Below are 25,454 nucleotides of genomic sequence, written 5' to 3'. Positions count from 1 at the left end.
ACAAGGGGGGAGCCATGTCCGAGACCATGAATATCGAAGACTATCTGGCGCAGGGTGGGGTGCTGACCGCGCCGGAAAACGTGCCCGCGCGCTATCGCGGCGAATTGCTGCGGCTGATGTCGAGCTTCGTCGACAGCGAGCTTGCAGCCTCGGCCGGATTTGCCGACGCGATCAATTTCGCGCCCGGCATCAAGGAACGCATTGCTGCCAGCCTTATCACGCTGGAAAAGGCCGATCATGCGGGTCGCGTTCTGGCGGTCATGGGCGATTTCGGAACCGATACCGAGCGCTACCAGGCAAGTCATGACTGGGCGGCGCGGGTCGAGCGCAATGCGGATCTGGGTGCGGCCCGGCGACCGGGCGACATGCGCCTGTCGGTCTTTCACTATCCCGTCACGGATTGGGTCGATGCGGTGGTGATGAACATCCTGCAGGGGCTTGCGACCGGCGTCCAGATGACCGAACTGACCCGCGTCTCCTATGGCCCGCTGGCCGATGTCCTCCGCGAGATTGAGCCGCGCGAGGCACACCATGCCGAACTGGGCCTGGAGGGGCTGGAACGTATCGCTGCGACCGAGGAGGGGCGCGAGGCCGCCCGCGCTTCGGTCGCCTATTGGCGGGGTCGCGTGGCCGAGGGTTTTGGAGCGGCGAATTCCGACCGTTTCCAGACGCTCGCGAAATTCGGCCTGCGCCATATCCCGAACGAGACGCTGCTTGCCCGCTGGCAGGCGCTGGCCGACGACACGCTGGCCGCATTCGACCTTTGACAGGGGCAACAGCCCCCGCACCTGAACTGATCAAGGACCAGACCCATGACCACTCCGCGCCGGCTTGAAAGCTATGTCTGCGGCCGCTGGACCCAAGGGGCGAAAGAGGGCCAGAGCCTTCTTGACGCCTCGACCGGGGACGCGATTGCACTGATCGACTCGACGGGCATCGACTTTGCGGCGACGCTGGCCCATGGCCGTGATGTGGCCGGGCCGAAGCTTCGTGCCATGTCCTTCCACGACCGCGCCGCCATGCTGAAGGCCCTGGGTCTGGCGCTGATGGGCATGAAAGAGGAATTCTATGCCGAAAGCCTGAAGACCGGGGCAACGCGCAGCGATGGCTGGGTCGATATCGAAGGCGGGATCGGCACGATGCTGACCTTTGCCTCGAAAGGGCGGCGCGAGTTGCCGAATACGCGCGTCCTGACCGACGGCGATGTCGAGCCGCTGTCCAAGGATGCAAGCTTCAGCGCCCAGCATATCCTGACGCCGCTGCAAGGCGTCGCGGTCCATATCAACGCGTTCAACTTTCCCATCTGGGGGATGCTTGAGAAGATCGCGCCGACACTGCTTGCGGGCGTTCCCTGCGTGGTGAAGCCCGCCTCGCAGACGGCTTATCTGACCGAACTCATGGTGCGTCGCATCATCGAGACCGACATTCTGCCAGAAGGCGCGCTTCAACTGATCTGCGGCTCGGTGGGCGATCTGCTGGATCATGTGACAGGACAGGATGCGGTGACGTTCACCGGCTCTGCCTGGACCGGGCGCAAGCTGAAATCGCATCCGGCGGTTGTCGCCAATTCCGTGCGCTTCACGATGGAGGCCGACAGCCTCAACGCTGCGATCCTCGGCCCCGATGCCGTTTCGGGAACGCCCGAATTCGATCTGTTCGTCAAGGAAGTCGCGCGCGAGATGACGGCGAAGGCTGGGCAAAAATGCACGGCCATCCGCCGCGTCATCGCACCGCGCGAACAGGTGCAGGCGCTGGTCGCCGCGCTGCGTGAACGGCTGGAAAAGACACCGGTCGGCATGCCGGGGGAGGAGGGCACGCGCATGGGCCCGCTTGCCAGCTTCGATCAGCGCGACGAAGTCCGCGACCGTATCCGCGACCTGCAGGCCGATGCCGAGATTGTCGCCGGCAATCCCGATGATGTCCGCCTGACCTCGGGCGATGCGACGCGCGGGGCCTTCCTGAATCCGGTCCTGCTTTATGCCGATCGCCCCCTTGCCGCGACGGCCATCCACGATGTCGAGGCTTTCGGCCCCGTTTCGACCGTGATGCCCTATGATGATCTGGATCAGGCCATCACCCTTGCGCAGATGGGCAAGGGGTCGCTGGTGTCGTCCGTCTTCACCGACGATCCGAAGGTTGCAGAGGACGTGGTGCTCGGGGTCGCGCCTTTCCATGGGCGGGTGCTGATCGGCAACCGTGCCTCTGCCCGGACCTCGACCGGGCACGGCTCTCCGCTGGCGCCGCTGGTGCATGGCGGGCCGGGGCGTGCCGGTGGTGGCGAGGAGATGGGCGGCATCCGCGGCGTCAAGCACTACATGCAGCGCACCGCCGTTCAGGGCACGCCGCGCCTGCTGTCCGCGGTCATCGGCCGCTGGATCGAGGGCGCACCCGCGAACCAGGGTGTCCATCCGTTCCGCAAGTCGCTGGCCGAACTGCGCATCGGCGACCAGTTGGTCACCGCGACCCGCACCATCACGCGCGAGGATGTCGAACATTTCGCCCATTTCACCGGCGATACCTTCTATGCCCATATGGACGAGGTCGCGGCCAAGGCGAACCCGTTCTTCGACGACCGCGTTGCCCACGGCTATCTGATCGCGTCATTTGCTGCCGGCCTGTTCGTCGAGCCCAATCCCGGGCCGGTGCTGGCGAATTACGGCGTCGACAACATGCGCTTTCTGGCCCCGGTCTATTTCGGCGATACGCTGCAGGTCCGCCTGACCTGCAAAGAGATCAACCCGCGCGCCAATGCCGACCACGGCGAGGTGCGCTGGGATTGCCAGGTCACGAACCAGAAATCCGAGGTCGTCGCGCAATATGACGTGCTGACCATGGTCGCCAAGACCTGGCCCGCGGCCGTGCAGGCTGCGGAGTGACGCCAAAGGGGGCGGTGCCTTGGCACCGCCTTTGTGCTGGCGAGAATATCTGATGGGCAGCGTGATCGCGGGTTCGCGATGTGCTGAACTTGCATCAGCCGTCTTGCGCTTGTCGGTGAACTCAGTTCAGGAAAAGCTGGCCAAACCGAAATCCAAGGCGTTTCGGCCCATGATCTGATTGGGGCCGACTACCTCGGAAGGCGCAAGGATGCAGGACAGATCGAGATAGGTGAGTGCGACAGCGAACGCTTCGCGCCCCAACTTCTTTCCACACCCCCAGCTTCACCGAACCGCCTTGATCCCTTCCAGGATCAGGGTCGTTGCTACGTCGGCATAATCCTCGCGCGAGATACGGCCGCCGTCCCGGAACCACATGTAGACCCAGTTCATCATGCCGAAAAGCGACATGGTGACGGGGGTCAGAAGCGGGCGTTCGGGCGTATCGAGGCCCGGATTGATCTCGCGCAGAAGTTGCGCGAAATGGCGCACGATACGCTTTTCGATGGCGAGGATCTCGGCCTTCTGTTCATCGGTCAGGGCCGAGGTCGCGTTCAGCTGAACCTTGTGTTGATTGTCCGCACCGCGATAGCTTTCCAGCACCGTCCCGACCAGTTTTCGCAGGCGGGCCTGAGATTCCAGCGTCGGGTCATCGGCGCTTTCGATCGCCTCGATCAGTTCTTCCAGATGGGTGATGATGATCGCGAAGATCAACTCGCCCTTGCTGGGATAATAATGGTAAAGCAGTGCCTTGGAGACTTGGCCATGGGCCGCGATCTGCGCCATCGAGGCCTTTTCCATGCCCTGTTCGGCAAAGACCGCAGCGGCGCTGTCCAGAATCCCGCGCCGCTTTTCATCGAAATCAACTGCTCGTGTCCGAGCCATGAAATACCTTTCGTCTTCTTCAAAGACGTTTCCGAAATCCGACGGTAAAGCCTTTCCTCCCGTCGGCTTAGCGTTCCCCGCGCCGATTGTCATGTCCCCGGCGCGGGGCTTTCGTCATTCCTTGGGGCGGTTGTCCACCACCCGCTTCGCCTTGCCTTCCGAGCGGGCGATGCCGTTCGGATCGGTGACATTGATCCGGGTGGAAACTCCGACCACGCTTTTGATATGATGCGACAGTTCCTTGGCCGATTTTGCGCGTGCGGATTCGTCGCGCATCTCGGGGGTGCATTCGACGTGGACGGTCATGTTGTCCATGCGGCCGTCGCGGTTCAACTCGATCTGGAAATGCGGGGCCAGCCCGTCGCATTTCAGGATCTGCTCTTCGATCTGGGTCGGGAAGACGTTGACGCCCCGCAGGATGATCATGTCGTCGCTGCGTCCGGTGATCTTTTCGATCCGGCGCATCGAGCGTGCGGTGCCGGGCAGCAGGCGGGTCAGGTCGCGGGTGCGATAACGCACCATCGGCAGACCTTCCTTGGTCAGCGTGGTGAAGACCAGCTCACCCAACTCGCCGTCGGGCAGAACCTCGCCGGTGACCGGGTCGATGATTTCGGGATAGAAATGGTCTTCCCAGACATGCAGCCCGTCCTTGGTCTCGACGCATTCCTGCGCGACGCCGGGGCCCATGATTTCCGACAGGCCGTAGATGTCCACGGCATGCATATTGAAGGCCTCTTCGATTTCCTGACGCATCGAGTTGGTCCAGGGCTCGGCCCCGAAGATACCGATTTCCAGCGAGCTTTCGCGCGGGTCGAGACCCTGGCGGCGGAACTCGTCAAGGATCGACAGCATGTAGCTGGGCGTCACCATGATGATGCGCGGCTTGAAGTCGTTGATCAGCGTCACCTGGCGCTCGGTCATGCCGCCTGACATCGGGACCACGGTGCAGCCAAGCTTTTCGGCGCCGTAATGGGCACCCAGACCGCCGGTGAACAGGCCGTAGCCATACGAGTTGTGCAACATGTCGCCCGGACGCCCACCCGCCGCACGGATCGAACGGGCGATCAGCGTCGCCCAGGTGTCGATATCTCGCTGCGTATAGCCCACGACGGTCGGTTTGCCCGTGGTGCCTGACGAGCCGTGGATGCGCACCAGCTGTTCGCGCGGCGTGGCAAACATGCCGAAGGGATAGGTATCGCGCAGATCCTGCTTCACGGTGAAGGGAAACTTTGCGATGTCGGCCAGCGATTTCAGATCGTCTGGATGGGCGCCCATCTCGTCGAAACGCCTGCGGTAGAAGGGCGAGTTCTCATAGGCGTGCTTCAGCGACCATTGCATGCGCTGGAGTTGCAGCGCGCTGATCTCATCGCGCGAGGCGGTCTCGACGGGTTCGAGACCTTCGGTCATCGGGGACAGGTCTTGCATGGTTTCCTCCCTTGCAAAATGCGGTTCCGGTCAGTCTTCGACCGGCAGGTGGGTGCCCTTGACGGTGCGCGAATGGCCGCGGAATTCGGCCACATGCTCGCCGTGCTGGTTGGTGATGCGAATGTCGTAGATCCCCGAACGACCCCGGCGCGAGACTTCGCGGGCCTGGGCCGTCAGCCGGTCTCCGATCCGGCCGGGTTGAAGATAGGTGATCGCGCAGTGCTGCGCCACGACCAGCTGGTTGTAGCTGTTGCAGGCAAATGCAAATGCGCTGTCGGCCAGCGTGAACATATAGCCGCCGTGGCAGTTCCCGTGCCCGTTCGACATGTCAGCGGTGATCGTCATGGTCAGGTCCGCCTCGCCCGGCGCGATGTGATCCAGGCTCATCTCCAGTCGCTGGCTGGCCGAGTCGTCGTTCCACATGGCCTTGGCCGATGCCTCGGCCACCTCTTGCGGGGTCATCTGGGCAAGGGCTTTCATTGACCTTTGAACTCCGGCTTGCGCTTTTCAAGAAAGGCGGTGACGCCTTCGGCATAGTCGCTGCTGCGGCCGGCCTGACGCTGGCAATCGCGTTCCAGATCAAGCTGTTCGTCCAGGCTGTTGGTCGCGGCAGACTGGATCAGTCGCTTGGTCAGCCCCAGACCCAGCGTCGGCCCCGCGGCAAGCGAGGCTGCCAGTGCTGCCGCCTCGGTCATCAGGGTCTCGTCATCGAGCGCCTTCCAGATCAGGCCCCAATCTGCGGCCCGCTCGGCGCTGAGCGGCTCGGCGGTCAGGGCCAGCGCCTTGGCGCGCGGCTCGCCTAGGATGCGGGCCAGGCTCCAGCTTCCACCCGCGTCGGGAACCAGCCCGATTTTCGAGAATGCCTGTATGAATTTTGCCGATCGGGCCGCCAGCACGATGTCGCAGGCAAAGGCGATATTCGCGCCTGCGCCCGCCGCCACGCCGTTGACCGCGCAGATGACCGGCTTTTCAAGATTGCGCAGCAGCCGCAGCGTCGGGTTGTAGAAGGTTTCCACCGTGTGACCCAGATCCGGGGCAGGACCGCCCTTGCGCGGATCGCGGTCCCCCAGATCCTGACCGGCACAGAAGCCACGCCCCGCGCCCGTCAGCAGGACCGCGCGGACAGCAGGGTCGGCATGGGCGCGTTCGATCTGCGCGCGCAGGGCCAGATGCATTTCCTCGTTGAAGGAATTGAGCTTTTCCGGGCGGTTGAGCGTCAGCGTCAGGACGCCATCGACCAGCGTGACCAGAACCGTTTCTGTCATGTCTGAAACTCCCTGCCTCATCTTCCGAGGCTCCTCGAAGATTTTTGTTGCATAAACCGACCGGTCGGTCAATGATAATATGACGCGCTTGGGAGGGATGCCATGTCACAGTTTTTCGACCGCCACCGGCCGATGTTGGACACTGCTCTGTCCGCGTTGCGCCGGCGAGAATTCTGGACCCCGTTTCCCGAGGTTCCCAGCGGCAAGATCTATGGCGAGATTGCGCGTGAGGACGGAGCCGCCGCCTTTACCGCGTTGCAGCGTCGCCCCTTTGATCTGCCCGGCCATCCCGAAGAAAGCCGTCTTGGTGCCGAGCAGTCACCCTTTGGCCCGGCACTGGAAATTTCCTATCCCTCGGCATCGGTCGATACCCTGATCGCCGCATCGCAGGCCGCAGCACCCGCCCTTGCGCAGGCGGAAATCGAGGTTCGGGTCGGTGCCTGCCTTGAGGCGCTGGTTCGGCTGAACCGCATGAGCTTCCTGATCGGCAATGCGACGATGCACACCACCGGGCAAGCCTTCGCCATGGCGTTCCAGGCTGGCGGGCCCCATGCGCAGGATCGCGGGCTTGAGGCCGTGGCAATGGCCTGGGACGAAATGACCCGATTCGCCGGCGCTGCGCGCTGGGAAAAGCCACAGGGCAAAGGCGCGCTCGTCGTGCTGGACAAGCATTGGACGGTGGTTCCGGCGGGGGTCTCGCTGGCGATCGGTTGCAACACGTTTCCGACCTGGAATTCCTATTCAGGCATCTTCGCCAGCCTCGCGACCGGCAACCCCGTCGTGATCAAGCCCCATCCGGCTGCAATCCTGCCGCTTGCGCTGACCGTGCGCGTATTGCGCGAGGTGCTGGACGAAGCCGGACTTCCCGCCGATGCCGTGCTTCTGGCCGTGGACGGGCCGGGGGCAGAGATCACCAAACAGCTTGCAACCCACCCGGCGGTCCGCCTGATCGATTATACCGGCTCTGGTACATTCGGGGATTGGTTGCGGGGGAACACGACCGCCGCGCTTTTCAGTGAAGAGGCGGGCGTCAACACGGTCACCATTGCCGCGACCGACGATCTTGCGGGCATGTGTGCGAATCTTGCGTTCTCGCTGGCGCTTTATTCGGGCCAGATGTGCACCGCGCCGCAGAACATCCATATCCCGCGCGGGGGCATCCAGACCGATCAAGGGTGGAAAAGCTTCGATCAGGTCGCATCGGCCATCGCGGACGCGATCGATACCCTTCTTTCCGATCCGGCTCGCGCGGCGGGTGTTTGCGGGGCCATCGCCAATCCCGCGACGCTGGCGCGAATCGAAGATGCGCGCGCGAGCGGACGGGTGATCCGCGACTCGACGCCGCTGGGCGAAGGACGCACCGCGACGCCGCTGCTGCTGGCGGTGGAGGATGGCGACCCGGCTTGCGAGCGGGAATGTTTCGGCCCCATCACCTATCTGGTCGCGGTCGATGATGCTGATGTGGGCATCGCCCGCGCCGCTAGCCTCGCCCGTGACAAGGGCGCGATCACAGCGGCGCTTTATGATCTGGACGAGGCCCGCATTGCCCGCGCCGTGCTGGCCTTTGCGGATGCCGGGGTGAACCTGTCGATCAACCTGACCGGCAATATCTTTGTCAACCAGTCGGCGGCCTTCAGCGATTTTCACGTCACCGGCGCCAATCCCGCCGGCAATGCCAGCCTGACCGATACCGCCTTCGTCGCCACCCGTTTCCGCCGGGTGATGTGGCGACGCCCTGCTGCTGCCTGATCCGTATCAAGTTCTCTGGGAGGAGACGACATGAAGAAAACCCTGACCACGACCGTTCCGGCCGCGCTGATCGCGCTTGGCCTTGCGACCGCCGCCTGCGCTGAAATCAAGGTCGGCGCCTCGATCTCGGCCACCGGTCCTGCCGCCTTTCTGGGCGATCCCGAGGCCAAGACGCTTGAAATGCTGGTCGAGCAGTTGAATGCCAAGGGCGGGATCAACGGCGAAGAGGTCGCGCTGGTCTTGTATGACGATGGTGGCGACGCCAACAAGGCGCGCACCTTCGCCACCCGCCTGATTGAGGATGACGAGGTCCAGGCGATCATTGGCGGCACCACCACCGGAACCTCGATGTCGATCCTGTCGGTCGCCGAGGATGCCGAGATCCCATTCATCTCGCTGGCGGGCGCGATCGACATCATCCAGCCGGTCAAGCCCTATACGTTCAAGACCCCGCACACCGACCGCATGGCCTGCCAGAAGATTTTCGAGGACATGAAGAAGCAGGGCATCACCAAGATCGGCCTGATCTCGGGGACGGACGGTTTTGGCGCGTCGATGCAGGCGCAGTGCAAGGACGTCATCGGCGAATACGGGATCGAGATCGTCGCGGACGAGACCTATGACCCGAAGGACGCCGACATGACGGCGCAGCTGACCAAGATCAAGAATGCCGCAGGCGTTCAGGCCGTGCTGAACCCGGGCTTCGGTCAGGGTCCGTCGATCGTGACGCGGAACTACAAGCAGCTGGCGATCGGCCTGCCGCTTTACCAGTCGCATGGCGTGGCGTCGGATGGGTTCATCGAACTTGCCGGCAAGGACGCCGCCGAAGGTGTGCGCCTGCCCGGAACGGCGCTGCTGGTCGCGGGGTTGCTGGCCGATGGCGATGCGCAAAAACCGGTGGTTGCCGCCTACAAGGAGGCATTCGAGGCGAAATACAAGGTCCCGGTCAGCACCTTCGGCGGCTATGCCCATGACGGCTTCGCGCTGCTGGTCGACGCGATCACCCGTGCGGGCAGCACCGAGCCTGAGGCAATCCGCGATGCGCTGGAGACGGTCTCTGGTTTGGCGGGCACGACCGGCATCTACACCATGTCACCCGAAAACCACCTTGGCCTCGACCTGACCGCGTTCCGGATGCTCGAGATCAAGGACGGGGACTGGACCATCGTCGAATGATCCCCGCGGCCCCGCCTTCGGGGCCGCATTCGCCCTGAGCCCTTAGCCACAGGACCCAGCATGTCCGAATTCCTGCAATTCCTGTTTTCAGGCCTGACCGTCGGAGCGGTCTACGCGCTTGTCGCGCTTGGCTTCACGATCATCTACAACGCCTCGGGGGTGGTGAACTTCGCACAGGGCGAATTCGTCATGCTGGGTGGCATGATCACCGTCTTTGCCACGGCGGCGGGCTTGCCCCTGCCACTGGCCGCCCTTGTCGCGATTGCCGCGACAGCGGCGGTCGGGGTCGCGCTCAACAAGCTGGCGATCGAGCCCGCGCGCGGGGCCCCGGTCGTGTCGCTGATCATCATCACCATCGGTGCCTCGATCTTCATCCGGGGCGCGGCGCAGTTGATCTTCGACAAGCAGATCCACAGTTTCCCGGCCTTTTCAGGCGATGACCCGATCCATGTCATGGGGGCCACGATCCTGTCGCAAAGCCTGTGGGCCATCGGCGGGGCTTTTGCGGTCTTTGTCGGGCTGTGGCTGTTCTTCACCCGCACCATCCTTGGCCGCGCGGTGCTCGCTACATCTAACAACCGGCTGGCCGCGCAGCTTGTCGGGATCAATACGGATTTCGTGATGACGCTGTCCTTCGCGCTTTCGGCGGGTATCGGCGCCTTCGCGGGGGTGCTGATCACGCCGATCACGATGACCTCGTATGACGTGGGCCTTGGCCTTGCGCTGAAGGGGTTTGCGGGCGCGATGCTGGGCGGCATGGGCAATCCCAAGGGCGCTTTCGCGGGCGGGCTTCTGCTGGGACTGATCGAGGCGATGACCGCGGGCTACCTCTCCTCGCAATACAAGGAGGCGGCGGCCTTTGTCGTGATCCTGGCGGTCCTGTTCTTCATGCCGCAGGGCCTGTTTGGCCGGAAATCAACGGAACGGGTCTGACATGCGCATTTCCGGCAAACACCTGACCATTCTTGCCATGGCCGTGCTGATCGCGGCCGCGCCCTTCTTCTTTCCTTCGGGCTATTACTTCCGCGTCGGCGCGTTGATCTTCGTCAATGCGCTGGCCGTGACCGGCATCGTGATCCTGACCGGCTATGCCGGGCAGATCAGCCTGGGTCATGCCGGCTTTGCGGGGATCGGCGGCTATGCCTGCGCGTTGGCCCCGGTGCATCTTGGCCTGCACCCGGCGCTGGCCGTGGTGTTGGGCGCGGTCATCTCGGCCATCCTTGCCTATCTTGTCGGCAAGCCCATCCTGCGGCTCAAGGGCTATTACCTTGGCGTCGCCTCGCTGGGGTTCGGTATTCTTGTCGCGATGGTCCTGAACAACGAACGGCACCTGACCAAGGGCCCGGACGGGATCGAGGTCGCGGATCTGGGCCTGCGGGGGCTGCTGAAGGACTGGGGCCTGAACCTCTCGAATGGGGAATTCTGGTATGCCTTTACCGGGCTCTGCCTTGTCATCGGGGCCTGGATCGCGCTGAACCTGCATGCCAGTCCGACCGGACGAGCGCTGCGCGCGCTGCACGGGTCCGAGATCGCCGCCGGGACCGTCGGCATCGATGTCGCGCGGGTCAAGCTGCAGGCTTTCGTGATCTCGGCAGTCTATGCCTCGGTGGCCGGGTCGTTGCTGGCGCTTCAGAACAAGTTCGTCACCCCGGACATCGCGGGCTTCATGCATTCGGTGGAAATGGTGACGATGGCCGTGCTGGGCGGGGTGGGGTCTGTCCCCGGCGCGATCCTTGGCGCGGGCATCCTGACGCTTTTGCCGCAGGTGCTGACCGTGTTCGCCGAATATGAACAGCTGATCCTTGGCCTTGTCATGATGCTGGTGATGATCTTCCTGCGCGAAGGGCTGGTGCCCTCGATCATGCGCAAGATCCGGGGGAGGGGCGAATGAGCCTGTTGCAGATCGAGCGCCTTGGCATCGCCTTCGGGGGCCTTCGGGCAGTCCACGATGTCAGCTTTTCCGTTGAACCGGGCGAGATCGTCTCGGTCATCGGGCCGAATGGCGCGGGCAAGACGACGCTGTTCAACATGATCTCGGGCGTCTATCGCCCCGGTTCGGGCCGCGTCCGCCTGAAGGGTGAGGACGTGACCGGGATGGAGCCTTACCTGCTGGCCGCGCGCGGCATGTCCCGCACGTTCCAGAACCTTCAGATCTTTCAGAACATGACGGTGCTGGAAAACGCCATGGCGGGCTTTCACCTGCGCGAACGCGGCCCGGTTCTTGCTGATCTTCTGAACCTGCCCTCGTCGAGGCGTCGTTCGCGCATGGCCGAGGAAGGTGCGCGCGAACTTCTGGCCCGTGTCGGACTGGACCGGGCCGCCGACCGCGAGGCCGGGAACCTGTCCTATGGCTCTCTCAAGCGGCTGGAGATCGCCCGTGCGCTGGCGATGAACCCAGCCGTGCTGCTGCTGGATGAGCCCGCCGCCGGTTGCAACGCCGTCGAGACCGAGGAAATTGACCACCTGATCGCCGAGGTCGCCAAATCCGGCGTCGCAATCCTGCTGGTCGAGCATGACATGAAGATGGTGATGCGCATCTCGAACCATATCGTCGTGCTGGATCACGGCGAGAAGATCGCCGAAGGCCCGCCCGAACAGGTCAGCCGCAACCCGGCGGTCATCGCCGCCTATCTGGGAACGGAGGCCGCCGATGCTGACAGTTGAGGGACTGCGCTCGCGCTATGGCCGGATCGAGGTGCTGCACGGCCTTGACCTGCAGGTCGACAGCGGCGAGATAGTCACCGTCGTCGGCGCGAATGGCGCGGGCAAGACGACGCTTCTGCGCTGCCTGTCGGGCGTGCAGCCGGTATCCGCAGGCAAGATCACCTTCCGGGGCGAGGCGCTGACCACCGTTCCGGCCTATAAGCGGCTGTCGCGGGGTCTGGCGCAATCGCCCGAGGGGCGGCAGATATTCACGAACCTTTCGGTTGAGGAAAACCTGCGGCTTGGGGCGTTCCTTTTCCATGACGACCGGGTCCAGAAGGACATGGACGACGCCTTCGCCATGTTCCCGATCCTGCGCGAGAAGCGCAATCTGGCGGCGGGGGGCCTTTCGGGCGGCCAGCAGCAGATGCTGGCCATGGCCCGTGCGTTGATGGGGCGGCCAAGCTGCCTGCTGCTGGACGAGCCTTCGATGGGGCTTGCTCCGATCATCGTGCAGCAGATCTTCGACGTGGTTAGCGGGCTGAAGGCGCTTGGCGTCACCGTGTTGCTGGTCGAACAGAACGCCTTCGGCGCGCTCAAGATCGCCGACCGTGGCTATGTCATGGAAACCGGCCAAATCACCATGCAGGGCGCGGCGGCGGAACTGATCGCCGATCCCCGCATTCGCGAAGCTTACTTGGGAATTTGAACATGTCCGTCGTCACCATTGCCCGTATCGGCGAAATCGCCACCGTCACCGTCGACAACCCGCCCGTCAACGCGCTGGGCCTGGCGCTGCGCCAAGGGCTTTGGGACGCCGTGGCGGAACTGGACGCCGATCCTTCTGTCCGGGCGGTGGTGCTGGTTTGTGCGGGTCGGACCTTCATCGCAGGCGCGGATGTCACGGAATTCGGGAAGCCTCCGGTCGAGCCTCATCTGCCCGATCTGGTCGCCCGGCTCGAGGCGGCGGAAAAGCCCTGGGTCGCGGCGATTCATGGCTCGGCGCTTGGTGGCGGCTTCGAGATCGCGCTTGGCTGTCGTTTCCGCGTGGCGTTGGCCGATGCCCAGATCGGCCTGCCCGAGGTGACGCTAGGCATCATTCCCGGCGCGGGTGGCACGGTGCGCACGCCGCGCCTTTGCGGGATCGCAATGGCGGTCGAAATGGCGACCACTGGCAAGCCGCTGCGCGCGCCGAAAGCTCTGTCCGCAGGTCTGATCGACGCGGTGATTCAGGGCGATCTGCTGGAAGGTGCCGTGGCCTTTGCCCGCGCGGCGATCGAACAGCCCTTGCCGCTGCCGGTTTCGGCCCGTCCGATCGAGACCCCCGATGCGGCCTTTTGGCTTGACGCCGAGAAAGCCGTCGCAAAATCCGCCAAAGGCGCGGCCGCGCCCTCGCGTGTCCTAGCTTCGATCCGCAAGGCGACAGAAGCCCCCTTTGCCGAGGCGATGGAGTTCGAGCGCAAGACCTTCATGGAGCTGCGCGGCACCGAACAAGCCGCAGCCCTGCGTGCGGTCTTCTTTGCCGAGCGTGCCGCCCCCCGTCCGGCTGCCCTGCGCGATGTCGCGGCGTTGCCGCTGAAGAAGATTGCCGTCATTGGCGGCGGCACGATGGGCGCGGGCATCATCGCGGCGATCCGCGACGCGGGCCTTCCCGTTATCCTGATCGAGCGCGACGACGATGCCGTCGCGCGTGGTCTCGCCAATGTCGCCAATGTCTTCGATGGCGGGGTCAAGCGCGGCAAACTGACCGAAGCACAGGCGCAGACTCTCAGGGATGACGTCACCGGAACGACCGATTACGAGGCGCTGGCCGATGTGGACATGGTGATCGAGGCCGTGTTCGAGGAAATCGGCGTCAAGCGCGCGGTCTTTGCCCAGCTTGGTGCGGTCTGCCGCGCGGATGCGGTGCTGGCCACCAATACCTCGTATCTTGACCCGCGCGAGATTGCCGAGGCTTTGCCAAACCCGGATCGCTTCATCGGCCTGCATTTCTTCAGCCCGGCCAATGTGATGAAGCTGCTGGAGATCGTGCCCACGCCTGACACCTCGCCCGAGACGCTGGCGACCGGCTTCGCTCTTGGACGCCTTCTGAAGAAGATACCCGTGCAATCAGGTATTTGCGATGGGTTCATCGGAAACCGGATCTTGAAACGCTATCGCGCTGCGGCCGAAGGGCTGGTTCGGCGGGGCGTGCCCATCGCGCGGATCGACGCGGCGATGCAGGGCTATGGCCTTGCGATGGGACCGTTCGAGGCGCAGGACTTGGGCGGACTCGACATCGCCTTCCTGCAGCGCGAGGGCGCGCGCGCCAAGGGTCAGGACGTGGCCGAGACACTGGGCGATATCCTGGTTCGTGCGGGTCGCAAGGGGCAGAAGACCGGTGGCGGCTGGTATGATTATGTCGCGGGCGACCGTCGGCCGCAGGTCTCGGCGGTCGTCGCGGAACTGCTGCGCGGGCAGGTTGCTGCCGAAACGGGGATGTCCGAGGATGAGATTGCCGCCGTTCTGGTTGGCGAGATGGCGGCCGAGGGGCGGGCAATCCTGGACGAAGGCATTGCCGCCAGCCCTGCGGATATCGATCTGGTCAAGATCCACGGCTACGGCTTTCCGCGCTGGCGCGGCGGGCCGATGTTTGCGAGCCGCTCGCGCATCTAAATCCGCGCGAACGGGGCGCAAGATCGTCGCGCCCCGTTCTGTCAGGATGGGGTCAGCCGGCGCGGGGCGCGGCCTGCATGTCGGCGGGCTTTGCCTGCGGCTTTTCCGCTTCGCCAATTGGCGCCAGCTGGACCGGCCGCAACATGGCCGCGGCGAGGAAGCCGACCGCCGCGATGACGACTGCCGAAAAATAGACCCAGTCGAAGGCACCACGGAACGCGGCAGCCACCCCCTCGCGGGCAGCAGCGGGCAGGGCCGCCATGCGGTCGGGCGTCATCTCGGCGATGGAACCGACGCCCGGCACCACTGCCCGCATCAGTTGGTCGGTCAGGATCGCGCCGTAGATAGAAATTGCAAGGGCCGCGCCCCCCATGCGTGACAGCGTCACCGCGCCCGTCGCTGCACCCACATCCTTGGCCGGAGAGGCGATCTGCACCCCGATCACCGGTGCCTGCTGGCCCAGCCCGATGGCGATGCCCTGCGCCAGCAGCACCGCGGCGACAGCCCAGAAGGGCACGTGCAGCGGCAGCACCATCAGCCCGGCCAGACACAGCGTTGACAGGAACAGGCCCAGCACCAGCCAGGGCTTATAGTGCCCCGTGCGCGAGATCAGCCGCCCCGCGGTCAGCGATCCGCCGGCGATACCAGCGGTAATCGCGATGAAGAACAGGCCCGCGTGGGCGGGAGACAGGCCTGTCGTCATCTGCAGGAACAGCGCGTGATAGTTGACCAGCCCGATGCCGATTCCGCCGCTGACGATGCCAACGATCAGCAGAAGTGAGAAATTCCGGTCGCGGAACAGCCCCAACGGAATGACGGGTTCGGCCGCGCGACGCTCGACTCGCAGCCAGATGGTCAGGGCCAGCGCCGAGATCACGGGCAGCGCAAGCGAGGGCCAGGCCGTCAGCGAGCCAAACAGCGACTGGCTGTCCGCCCAGAGAACCAGCCCCGAGATCGCGATGGCCAGCGTCAACGCGCCAACATAGTCGATCTTGGGCTGCCGTTCAGGGCGGCGATAGGGCAGCATGAACATCAGCCCCGCCAAGGCGATGATGCCGATGGGCAGGTTGATCAGGAAGATCGAGCGCCAGCCCAGATACTGGCTCATCGTGCCGCCAAGGGTGGGACCGATCGACCCGGATGCCATCAGGACCAGGCTGGAAAAGCTTTGATAGCGCGCGCGCTCGCGCGGCTCGAACAGGTCGGCGTTGATCGAGAAGATCGACACCATGATCCCGCCCGCGCCCAGGCCCTGGAAGACGCGCGCCGCGATCAGGCTGTCCATCGACCAGGACAGGCCGCAAAGCAGCGATCCGATGGTGAACAGGCCGACCGCGAACATCATGACGTATTTGCGCCCGAACAGGTCGCCCAGCTTGCCATAGACCGGCATGATCGCGCTTTGCGCCAGAAGATAGGCCGAGCCGATCCAGGCGAAACGCTCGATCGCGCCGAATTCGCCGATGATCGTCGGCAGCGCAGTCGATACGACCTGGTTGTCCAAGGTTGCCATGAACAGGCTGAGCATCAGAAATGAAAAGATCGCCATGCGGCGACGATGGGTCAGACCCGAAGGCCCGACCGTGGGCTGAACGTGATTGGACATGAATTGGAACCTGCTTCCGGCTGCGAATCGTTGCAACGCGATGACTGTCGCCATATATGTGCAAAGATCATATATATGTCAACCGCACATAAATTCTGCGGGAAAGGATGGACGGGGTGAACGAGGCGCGCAAGCAGGCGGGATTGGACAGGATCTCGGCCGCGATGGGACGTTTCCGGGTCCTGATCGGTCGCCGGGTGATCGGCAGGCTTGCGCTGGCCAATGTCGCGCCAAGCCTGGACATATCCGATCTGGACGCGCTGACGCTTGTCCCCGCACAGCCGGGCTGTGACGATCCCCGCCATGTTGAAGGCGAGGTTTCGGTGGGCGACATCGCGCGGCAGCTGCGGGTCGATCCGTCGCGTGCCAGCCGCCTTGTCGCCGGGCTGGTTGAGCAGGGCTACCTGATCCGCGCCGTTTCGCAGGAGGATGCGCGTCGCGCCGTCCTGCAAAGGACCGAAGCGGGCGACCGCATCTTTTCCGAGATCCGGCGCGTCAAGCTGGACATGATCGCCGAGATCCTGGCGGAATGGCCCGAGGAGCGCGTGACCGCCTTTGCTGAGGGGTTCGAGGCCTTCACCCTGGCGCTGGAGGGCCGCATGACAACCGCGCAGGGGCAGCCCGAGCCTGCCGCGGCCGACGCCAAGGCAGCGCGGGGCTAGATCGCCCCGCGCCTGCCGTTCGCCCTCAGGACGGCTGCCGTTCCAGCTTGAAGGCGAGGATCTGGCTTTGCGCGTCGGTCAGGCGCTGTTCGACCACCGATCGGGCCATGTTTTCATAGAAGTCATGGTTGAAGATCATCCGCTCTGCCGCGATCCCGACCGAGTCTACCGATTTGCCCCAATGCGCGAACAGGACGCCCTTGCGCGTGTCCAGACTGCGGAATTGCACGGCGCCAATGCTCATCAGCACCTCGTCATTCTCGCCAAGTTCGGTCTCGCCTATCTGAAAGGCGCCGCTGGCTTTCTCGGACATGTGCAGGTCCAGCAGTTTCAGGCGCTTGTCTCCGGCCGCCGCGCCGCGCAGCGCGTCGAGAACTGCGCGAATGGCGTTCAGCTTGCCCGCGACGCTGGTCAGTGCGGCAATCGCATCGATCGCCAGCGAGTCGAGCGTGGCGTCCTGGTCGCTGTTCGATGCCCGGCGATAGGTCGATTGCTGGACGCTCCACCCGACCGCGCCAAGAGCTGAGTTGAGCGTCTGCCACCAGGTATCGTGATCCTCGACCGGATCGGCGGCGGCATTGGCGGCGCGCTGCGCGAACTGGGTCGAATAAAGCACGGCCTTGCGCAATTCGGGCGACAGCTTGCGGTCCAGCGCCATGATCTGCGCGCCGTTCACCGCCGCATCGGCATCGGCGAGGTCGCCCGGCCCGGTGCTGCGGCTGCGGCCACCTTGTTTCGGATCGACCGGGATCGACTGCGCAAATTCGCGCAACCTGCGACTGGCGGTGGTGGCCCCGGCATTCTGGCCAGCGTCCAGACCCCGGCCCGCGCCAGACCAGTCGGCATTGACGCCGCGCGTATCGACATGGGTGAAGCCCGCATAGCGCCCGATCCCGCCGCGGAACAGGCCTTCGCCGCGCATTTCGGACAGCGTGTCCGCGACCTTGCGAGCCGAGGCGCCCTCCGCCGAAATATCGCAGGCGCGGAACTGCATGTGCCAGGAATGAGGCTCTCCGCCAATCGCCTGATTATAGGCTGCATTGCGATAGGCGCTGTTGATCGTGACGGGAACGCCCAGCCGCGCGCGCAACTGGTCCAGCACCTGGGCCGTGGGCAAGATATTCGGCCAAAGCTGTTCGGGCGGGGCGCTGTTCAGGCCATGGGCCGCGCCACCCCCGAAATGACCCGCGCCAAGGGCCAGGAACTCTTCCGCGGCGAAGTGGCGCAGTCCCAGAGGCGCGATGAAGCTGCTGAACCGCTGCATGGTGGCGGCGGAAATACCGGGTGCCGACGCACGGGATGTGGCAGCCAAGCTTTCGCCCGGATCTTCTGCCCCCTCGGTTCCGTCAAGCGTGGCGATGCTTTCGGTTGCCTCTGTCCGATCCTCTTCCGGGGCGGCGGGAGAGGTGGCTTCGGCCGGACGCATCATGCCTTCGGTTTCGCGGTTCAGCTCGGCCCCGACGAGTGTGAAGGGACGCTGCCGCAGAAAGGCCGGATCGATGGGAGCGGGGGTGAACAGCGCCGGTTTCTGCTCCATCGTTGCCAGAGCATCGACGATCCGGTCATGGAACTGGCGATAGCTGCCCCCGAAGCCACCACGATCCCAGACATTCAGCAGCGCTGCCGTGAAGACTCCGTGCTCCTCTCCGTCCATTGCCACCTGATCGTCGCGACAGGCGCTGAACTGCAGAAGCGAGGCCGCAAGCACCGGCCGCACGGGTGAAGCCAGCACTTGCCGGTCGACATGGCGGTATTGCCGCGACAGATCGGCATAGAAGTCGCGATGCAGGTCCTGCACCGCGCTGGCCGTCGCATCGCGCAGCCGTCTGGGCAGCAGGCCCGGATCGGCGCGAACCGCCATCGCAGCCAGCGCCGCCGGATTGTCCAGCGCCCCGACCGAGGCCAGCGAGGTCGGATCAAAGCCCATACGCTGGGCGCGGGCGATCGTTCCCGAATGGCAGCTGTCCGAGATCATGACGATGCGGACGCCGCTTTGGAACTGCGAGAACAGGGACCACAGCTCGTCATCGATCATCTGGCCGTCGTAAAGGCAGATCGTGCTGTCGGGATTGCGGTTGCCGATCTCGCCCTCGTCGCCGTTGAAATCGGCAAGCTGACTGCCGTGGCTTGCATTGGTGAACAGAAACTGGTCGCCTGCGCGCAGATCGCGCGCCGCGCGGCGCAATTCCTCGATGACGGCATCGCGGGTGGCTTCACGGGACAGAAGGGTGGTCGTGGCATAGCCCTGCGCCTCGGCCAGGTCCCGCATCGCGCGGGCGTCATTCTCGCAGCCGCGCAGATACCCGGAATCGCCGGCATAATGGCCGGGATCGATCTCATTCAGGCCAAGATGCAGCGAGCGGGCCAGATTTCGCGACCCGGCCAGCGACTGCGGAACCAACTGCGGCGACGCTTGCTGGCGGCCGCCGGGGACGACCCGATTGACCATCAGCTCGCGTTCGCGCCGGCTTTCGGTGATCTCCTTGACCTTGGTCAGGATCCGGGCTGCTACCGGAGCGAAGCCGGCATTGGTGGGGTGCAGCTCGTCGAACCACTGGTTGGCGGGAACAGCATTGCGGCAATCGACATAGGCGACATGGGACATGGTCGCTGCCATGCGCCGCAACGCGCGGTTGAACTGGTCGATCATCTCGGCAGCGATGCGCTTTTGCAGCCCGCGATCGGTGATCCCGCGACTTTCCATCGGGCGACCCAGCCAGCGCCCGCCCGACGGCACGACATAGTCATAGCCATGGGTGATGATGGTGACGCCCGGGAAATGGCCATTCACGTCGCGGCAGATCCGCTCGTAAAAGGCGATGGCGCTGTCCAGAAGGTCCTGGTACCCGCGCTTGAGGTAATCGGCGGGCTGAAGCGCGGGGTCGAAATCCTCAAGATGATCCGCCAGCGCGCCACCGGCGCAGACATCGTTGCCCCCCGCCGACAACAGCAGGATATCCGCCCCGCTTTGGCGCAAGGCGTCGATATATTCCCGCTGACGGGCCATGTTCTCCAGCAGGTCGCCCGCAGCCGAGGAATCGAAGACGGCATAGCGTTCGGCGACATAGTCGATCACGTCGAACAGCCGGACCGGGTACTGGAACCAGCTGTCGCCTTCGGCCGCAAGGCGCGGGCCGTCATAACCATGTCCGATCTTGCTGTAATAGGCCGCCAGCCGCGACCAGCGTGCCAAGGTGTTGGCCGAGTTCAGCGCCAGGGCCGAACGCGAATCCGCCCCCGGCATGATGACATAATCTGGATTGGGCAGGAAAACGGGCGAGAACGGGGTGGACGCGGCTTCGTCCAACCGGAAATAGTACCGCGCCGCCTCTGGATCGAGAGTGCCTTCCGAGATCTTCTGCTGAAGCTCGGACATGGTGATGGTCGGAATTTCCTGTGAGGTCATGATGCTATCCTCCGTGGGGAAAGCGGGCCGCGGGGTGCGCGCGGCCGGGTAAGGGGGCGGGGCCTGCCTGATGGTCCGCAGGATCCGGTCTTCAAGGTCGGGGCTGGAATCCAGCTCGTGCTGTTCCAGGCGGATGGCCGGAAACCCGCCGAAGGGCACAAAGGGCGGTTCCACCCGGTCAGGATGCGCGGCCAGCGGATCGACCAGCAGGTCGGATCCCGGGGCATCTGGCTCTGCAGCGCGATAGCTGCCCAGCATCGGCTGGTCGGTGCTTGCGCCATCACGTTCCAGAAAGGCGCGCGAGGCAAGATGCAGGATCGAACGCCCATAGCCGTGGACGGTCAGCCTGCGTTCCAGATCGGGGGTGGGGACAATAATCGCGGCACCGGAATCGGGGCCACGCGCCGCCATCGCCCGCGCCAGCGGCAGCAGTCTTTCATTGGCCTGGCGCAATGGCACGGCTGGAAAGGTCAGCACGAGGCTTCCCAGCGCGGGCACCCAGGACAAGGGATCGCTGAGCACCGCACGCCGACGAAACCGTTCCAGCAACCCGTCGACAACCAGCGCGCCGGCTCCGTTCGCAAGAATGTGGAGCGGCTTTGCCTGCTCTGCGCAGGCATCGGCGATGCGTTCGACAATCGCCCCAAGTTCGCCTCGGCGTCTGGCTGCACAAGGCGCGGCATGGCCGGGATCGGCACCGCCGGGCAGTGCCGCGCAAAGGGCGTGCCGTTCGATCTCGCGCCAGAAGGCGTGGCCCGAGCCGCGTGCCGACAGCTCGAAGAGCCGGTCGAGCGACTCCACCGCTGCCCCGGCCTGCTTGCGGCAACGTTCGAAGATGTCTTCCAGCACGGCATCCAGGTCTGCGGCGAAGTTTGCGGACCAGAAGCATGTCAGGAAATCAAGGCCTTCGGCCTCGAATTTCAGCTTTTGCCGAACGACGCGGGCGAAGGCCTGGGTCTCGGTTTCCATGACTCCCGGCAGGCTCAGCACCACGCCACGACTGTCGCCCCTGAGCCGGTCCAGGATGCCGGTGACGGTGGAATCGATCGCGGCCTGAGGGGTTGCATAGGTGCCCGTTTCCTGCGGACAACCGGCATCCAGATTGACGAAATGCCCCTGCAGCATGCGATATGGGGTCGAGCCGGGCGTCTCTGTTTCCCGCTCGGTTCCCTGTGGGCCCGCGCTGACCAGAAAGGCGTCGCGGCCCGGCACCCCCAGCCGTAGCACCCAGCCGTCGACAATGCTTTTCGCCCAGTCGGCATAGGTCCAAAGCGCCATTCCGCGCGCACGTGGCGCATCTGGCTCGGCACCCAGGGGAATGCCCCCCCAATCCTCGCCCCACGAATTCAGGACGATGAAACCCTCGCAGTTATAGCCGACGATCACTACCGCGTGGCAAAGCTCATCCTTTGGTTCCTGTGGAATGATTCTGCCCTGCTGGGGCGAGGCCCAGCCTTGGTGCAGTCGCGCGCTGACAAGGACGGTGCCGGCTTCGTGGATTGCGCAGTGATAGTGATGCAGGATCGGCCTGATGCGGCTATAGGCGCCAAGGGTCACGTTCTGCGCCGCGCGGGCTTGCGCCTCGCTGGGCCAGCGGCGGGACTGGGCAGTGTCGTCATCCGGCCAGCCGTCATCCTCGGTGCCGTCGGGGCATACGCCGTGATGAAAGAACGCCTTGATGCCGGAGCGGAGCGTGCGGATGCCGTCCTGTCCCTCCTCGTCCGCGACATCGTGGAACATCGCCATCTGATACAGCATCGCGGCGCTGACACGACGTTGTGGCGCGCCGGGGGGCATGCGCATGTGCATCTGGATATCGATCAGGTTGGCAAGCGCCTGTCCCACGCAATTCCCGCGCTGCCCCTGATTGCGCAGGCCAAAAGGCAGATTTCCCGAAGTTGCAGGCGTGAAAAGTGAATCCCGTGGCAAGTATTCCGAGGGGAGAAGGTCGAAGCGGGGGGCAAAAATATGGTCGCGCAAGTCGATATAATCACGCTTCGCGCCCATCCCCCCAAGGCTCGCCAGCTCTGCCATTAATTTACCCCAAACAAGCGACATTTAAAGGATCTGAAAATAACTGGATCGTAATGGTCTGATTCATGCAATCAAACGAAGCGCGCGAAATCAATGGAACCCGGCCGTTTCATTTTTCTGGAAGTTTTCAAATATCTAGAATAAATAAATCGAAATTTTATGGAATTGGCGGCCCCATCCGATATTGCGTAAGGGGCCGTCGAGGCCATTTCAGACATGCTCCGTTGCCGGCCCGTCGGCATAGCTTTTGGATCGGCCCCCACGCGACCGCTTGCGTGTCGCCGCAGCCTTCGATGCTGCCGGTTCCGGTTCCGCCAGATCGCTGCTCTCGCCTTCCGCGAGCATGTCGAAGTCCGGAGGCTCTGACAGCGCGGTGGCCATCGTCAGGCCCGCCAACGCGCGATAGACGCCGGTGATCAGCGCGGGCAGATCCGACTGGTCGATCTTGTTGTTGCCATCCAGATAGGCGGTCACGATCTCGACCGTGCGATCCAGCAGAACGCTGCTGTCCGATGCGTGCGCGTCGAAATCCTCGATCATGGGCGTTGCTGCATCGGACATCTCCGGCAGTTCGACAGGCATCGCCTCGGGTGCGGCAAGGGCCGCGGCAATATCGCCAAAGGTTCCGCCCCGCGGGCCGGGCACCGCCTCGGCCAGCAAAGCGTCGTGGCCAAGGGCGAAATCTTCGGTGAAGACATCGTCGTCCAGCGAGGTTGGCATAGCGGTTTCGAACCCCCTTTGCAGGCCCACACCCGCGCGCGCCCCGGCGTTGACGGCACGCAGGAAGGCGTCGTGATAGCCCGCGATGACCGAGGCGATCAGCACCCTGCGCCCGTTTATCGTCTTGATTTCCCTTCCATTGACGATCTCGCGCGCGCCCACCGGATCGTTGACGTTGCGATTGAAATAGCGTGTCAGGGTGTGTCTTCCGCGCGAATCTCCGCGGAACCAGCCTGCCTCCATACCGACGAAGATGATCGTCGCGGCATGAGCGGGCAGCATCGCAAGGTCGGGATTGCGGACAAGATCGGCGCCAACGAAGCTGCCGGCGCGGGCATAATTCTCGGACCAGGTCAGTTGGACATAGCCGCGCCCGTAATAGGGATAATAGCGCAGGTTGCGACGCCGCCAGTTCTCGGACAGCCAGAACGCTTCGCGCACCGGTTGCATCGTGCGGGCGGTTTCATGGAATGCCGTGGCGAATACATAGGCCAGCCAGCGCAGGTCTCCATTCGGGTTGCGTCGTTCCCAGCTGTTCAGGATGGCGTCCATGCCTTCGACTTGCGGCTGGTTCAGGCGTCCACCGAACAGGGGGCGGATCTGATCAAAGAAAATGCGGCGGTCCATCGACATGTCTATCTCCCTCATTAACCAAAGCGGGACCGGTCTCTTCAGAAATGCCGAAGAAAATGATCCGAAACAAAAAAACGACTTAACATGCATGCGGAATTGGAATGCTCAATTGTCAGAATACCACGATGGGCGTATTTTTCCATCATCATTGTTGCGGGAGCTTTGGCGATGATGCGGTTGATTGTGACATCGGTTGCGGCGATCCTTGGCCTGGCGGGCGCTGCAGCCGGAAATGGTGATTTTCCCTTTGCCAGATCTGTCGAGCGGCTGGATCTTTCGACTGCGGATGCCGGTGCGCGTTTCCAGCAGATCGTCGAGGGGGTCGCAAAGACGCCTCTGGTCTATCTCGACTGGCAGTTCGCTGGCTTTCTGGGGAACGAGGTCTTCGGTTCGCTGGCCGGGGACAGTGCCGGTGACGATGCCGAGGGCGTCGCCTGTGATGCCCTTGCACAGGATGGCGCACCGGGCCCGCTTACGGGCCGCCCGAATGCCGAGAACAACCACCTGCTTCTGGGCATGGACCTGCCGATTCCGGGTGACGATCCCTTTGACACGGCGGCCTGCGAATTCTTCAACGGCGCGCCTTCGGGACAGGGCCTTCGCATCCGGGGATTTTTCTATGTCGCGGATATCAAGACGGCGACCGCGGACCAGTATTGGCTGCGCCCGGTCAGCGTCGATGCCACCTCGATCCCGCAGGATTTCCTGAAACCGGCCGAGTGACGCCCCCCGGTTTCAGTGCGCGACCGAACGGCGGATCGTTTCGCCAAAGGCATTGCGATAGGCCCGGGCCAGGGTCGATGAGGATGAAAACCCGGTGCGCGACGCGATTTCGCCCAGCGTCAGTTCGGTTTCCAGTGCCAGCGCCCGGGCATGGGACAGGCGTATCTGTCGGTAATAACTGCCCGACGACATGCCCAGGTGGACATGGAACAACCGGTCCATGCTGCGTGCGGACAGGGCGGCGTGTTCCGCGATGCGCGGCAGGGGCAGGGGCTGTTCAGCCGTTTCGCGCATCGCGGTGATCGCGCGGCGCAGGGCGGCCGGCAACGCGGCATCGGTCATGCGGCTGGGCAACTGCCACTCGACGGGATCAGTGCTGCGGCCCATGACCCGACCGAACATGTTGGCCACGTCAAAGCGCAGCGCTTCTCCCGCCTCGGTGCCGATCATGTCCAGCGACCAGCTGAGAACGCTTTGCGCACCCCCGCAGGTGACGATATTGCCATCCGCGACATAGGGGTCCGGGACGACCATGATCTCGGGGAAGCCTTCGGCCAGCGCCTCGCGCTCCATCCAGTGGATCGTGGCGCGCCGCCCGGCCAGCAGGCCCATGCGCGCCAGCAACCATGCGCCGGTATCCAGCCCGCAGAGCAGGGGCAATCCGCGGGCCTTGCGCAGCACCGTCTGTGCTGCGTCGCGGGGCAGGTGGTTGCGCATCCCGTATCCCGAAACCAGCACCAGCGCATCGGTGGCGCCGACCCGTTCCAGCGGCAGGTCGACGGAAATCTGCAGCCGGGACGAACTTTGCACCGCCTCTCCGTCAAGCGAGCAGACTTGCCACGAGAACAACCGTTGCCCCGACAGGTCGCGGGCGGCGCGCAGCGGTTCGATGGCGCTGGCCAGCACCATGTTCGAAAAGCCGTCGAACAGCAGAAAGGTCAGATGAAGCGGAGATTTTGGCGACATGAGCAAATATTATGCCCAATTATGCACATCCTG

At 64.1% G+C, this 25,454-nt stretch carries 19 protein-coding genes; 11 read left to right on the top strand and 8 right to left on the bottom strand.

Going from position 1 to position 25,454, the window contains the following annotated elements; all coding sequences use genetic code 11:
• Window positions 1-14: 14 nt before the first annotated feature.
• Together RM190_RS09605 and paaZ are read left to right on the top strand one after the other, a co-directional pair.
• Window positions 15-767, top strand: a complete 753-nt coding sequence (locus RM190_RS09605) for a Phenylacetic acid catabolic protein (RefSeq protein ID WP_311759206.1) — start codon at window positions 15-17, stop codon at window positions 765-767.
• A 45-nt stretch (window positions 768-812) separates the two neighbouring features.
• On the top strand, window positions 813-2,876 hold the full coding sequence (gene paaZ / locus RM190_RS09600) for a phenylacetic acid degradation bifunctional protein PaaZ (RefSeq protein WP_311759205.1): 2,064 nt from the start codon (window positions 813-815) through the stop codon (window positions 2,874-2,876).
• Between the two features lie 282 nt (window positions 2,877-3,158).
• Here paaZ and RM190_RS09595 read toward each other — a convergent pair whose 3' ends face one another.
• The 4 genes from RM190_RS09595 to paaG all read right to left on the bottom strand — a co-directional run bounded on the left by RM190_RS09595 (window position 3,159) and on the right by paaG (window position 6,448).
• A complete protein-coding gene (locus RM190_RS09595; RefSeq protein WP_311759204.1) occupies window positions 3,159-3,758 on the bottom strand; it encodes a TetR/AcrR family transcriptional regulator in 600 nt (199 codons plus the stop codon).
• A gap of 114 nt (window positions 3,759-3,872) precedes the next feature.
• Window positions 3,873-5,183 (bottom strand): phenylacetate--CoA ligase PaaK, encoded by a 1,311-nt coding sequence (gene paaK, locus RM190_RS09590; protein ID WP_311759203.1) that lies wholly within the window; start codon window positions 5,181-5,183, stop codon window positions 3,873-3,875.
• Window positions 5,184-5,213: 30 nt separating this feature from the next.
• On the bottom strand, window positions 5,214-5,645 hold the full coding sequence (gene paaI / locus RM190_RS09585) for a hydroxyphenylacetyl-CoA thioesterase PaaI (protein WP_311759290.1): 432 nt from the start codon (window positions 5,643-5,645) through the stop codon (window positions 5,214-5,216).
• A gap of 14 nt (window positions 5,646-5,659) precedes the next feature.
• A complete protein-coding gene (gene paaG / locus RM190_RS09580; RefSeq protein ID WP_311759202.1) occupies window positions 5,660-6,448 on the bottom strand; it encodes a 2-(1,2-epoxy-1,2-dihydrophenyl)acetyl-CoA isomerase PaaG in 789 nt (262 codons plus the stop codon).
• 102 nt (window positions 6,449-6,550) lie between these two features.
• Between paaG and paaN the strand changes: the two genes are divergently transcribed.
• The 7 genes from paaN to RM190_RS09545 are packed head-to-tail and all read left to right on the top strand — an operon-like array spanning window position 6,551 to window position 14,671.
• Window positions 6,551-8,197 carry a phenylacetic acid degradation protein PaaN gene (gene paaN, locus RM190_RS09575; protein WP_311759201.1) on the top strand — a complete coding sequence of 549 codons (1,647 nt, stop codon included), beginning with the start codon at window positions 6,551-6,553 and terminating at the stop codon, window positions 8,195-8,197.
• Window positions 8,198-8,227: 30 nt separating this feature from the next.
• On the top strand, window positions 8,228-9,373 hold the full coding sequence (locus RM190_RS09570; protein WP_311759200.1) for an ABC transporter substrate-binding protein: 1,146 nt from the start codon (window positions 8,228-8,230) through the stop codon (window positions 9,371-9,373).
• A 60-nt stretch (window positions 9,374-9,433) separates the two neighbouring features.
• The gene (locus tag RM190_RS09565; protein WP_311759199.1) at window positions 9,434-10,306 is read left to right on the top strand and encodes a branched-chain amino acid ABC transporter permease; all 873 of its coding nucleotides are present in this window, start codon (window positions 9,434-9,436) and stop codon (window positions 10,304-10,306) included.
• A 1-nt stretch (window position 10,307) separates the two neighbouring features.
• Window positions 10,308-11,264, top strand: a complete 957-nt coding sequence (locus RM190_RS09560; RefSeq protein ID WP_311759198.1) for a branched-chain amino acid ABC transporter permease — start codon at window positions 10,308-10,310, stop codon at window positions 11,262-11,264.
• Window positions 11,261-12,037 (top strand): ABC transporter ATP-binding protein, encoded by a 777-nt coding sequence (locus RM190_RS09555; protein WP_311759197.1) that lies wholly within the window; start codon window positions 11,261-11,263, stop codon window positions 12,035-12,037. The genes RM190_RS09560 and RM190_RS09555 overlap by 4 nt, the downstream gene beginning before the upstream one ends.
• A complete protein-coding gene (locus RM190_RS09550; RefSeq protein ID WP_311759196.1) occupies window positions 12,024-12,725 on the top strand; it encodes an ABC transporter ATP-binding protein in 702 nt (233 codons plus the stop codon). Before RM190_RS09555 ends, RM190_RS09550 begins: the two co-directional genes overlap by 14 nt.
• A 2-nt stretch (window positions 12,726-12,727) precedes the next feature.
• On the top strand, window positions 12,728-14,671 hold the full coding sequence (locus RM190_RS09545; protein WP_311759195.1) for a 3-hydroxyacyl-CoA dehydrogenase NAD-binding domain-containing protein: 1,944 nt from the start codon (window positions 12,728-12,730) through the stop codon (window positions 14,669-14,671).
• A 52-nt stretch (window positions 14,672-14,723) separates the two neighbouring features.
• Here the strand turns inward: RM190_RS09545 and RM190_RS09540 are convergent, their stop codons facing one another.
• Window positions 14,724-16,277, bottom strand: coding sequence for an MDR family MFS transporter (locus tag RM190_RS09540; protein WP_311759194.1), 1,554 nt, complete (start codon window positions 16,275-16,277; stop codon window positions 14,724-14,726).
• A gap of 107 nt (window positions 16,278-16,384) precedes the next feature.
• Here RM190_RS09540 and RM190_RS09535 point away from each other — a divergent pair, with 107 nt between their 5' ends.
• Window positions 16,385-16,939 (top strand): MarR family winged helix-turn-helix transcriptional regulator, encoded by a 555-nt coding sequence (locus tag RM190_RS09535; RefSeq protein ID WP_311759193.1) that lies wholly within the window; start codon window positions 16,385-16,387, stop codon window positions 16,937-16,939.
• Between the two features lie 25 nt (window positions 16,940-16,964).
• Here the strand turns inward: RM190_RS09535 and RM190_RS09530 are convergent, their stop codons facing one another.
• Window positions 16,965-22,379, bottom strand: a complete 5,415-nt coding sequence (locus RM190_RS09530) for a caspase family protein (protein WP_311759192.1) — start codon at window positions 22,377-22,379, stop codon at window positions 16,965-16,967.
• Window positions 22,380-22,589: 210 nt separating this feature from the next.
• Entirely contained in the window at window positions 22,590-23,732 is a 1,143-nt protein-coding gene (locus RM190_RS09525; protein WP_311759191.1) for a glycoside hydrolase family 19 protein, read from the bottom strand.
• Window positions 23,733-23,900: 168 nt separating this feature from the next.
• On the opposite strand from RM190_RS09525, the gene RM190_RS09520 reads away from it, so the two are divergent.
• Window positions 23,901-24,455 carry a hypothetical protein gene (locus RM190_RS09520; protein ID WP_311759190.1) on the top strand — a complete coding sequence of 185 codons (555 nt, stop codon included), beginning with the start codon at window positions 23,901-23,903 and terminating at the stop codon, window positions 24,453-24,455.
• Between the two features lie 12 nt (window positions 24,456-24,467).
• Here RM190_RS09520 and RM190_RS09515 read toward each other — a convergent pair whose 3' ends face one another.
• A complete protein-coding gene (locus tag RM190_RS09515; protein ID WP_311759189.1) occupies window positions 24,468-25,421 on the bottom strand; it encodes a GlxA family transcriptional regulator in 954 nt (317 codons plus the stop codon).
• Window positions 25,422-25,454: the final 33 nt, after the last annotated feature.

The organism is Paracoccus broussonetiae, assembly GCF_031854425.1.
In the GTDB taxonomy this organism is placed as follows: Bacteria; Pseudomonadota; Alphaproteobacteria; order Rhodobacterales; family Rhodobacteraceae; genus Paracoccus; species Paracoccus broussonetiae.
The sequence above is the reverse complement of the archived record's forward strand: the minus strand, read 5'-3'. Positions and strand labels throughout refer to the sequence as shown.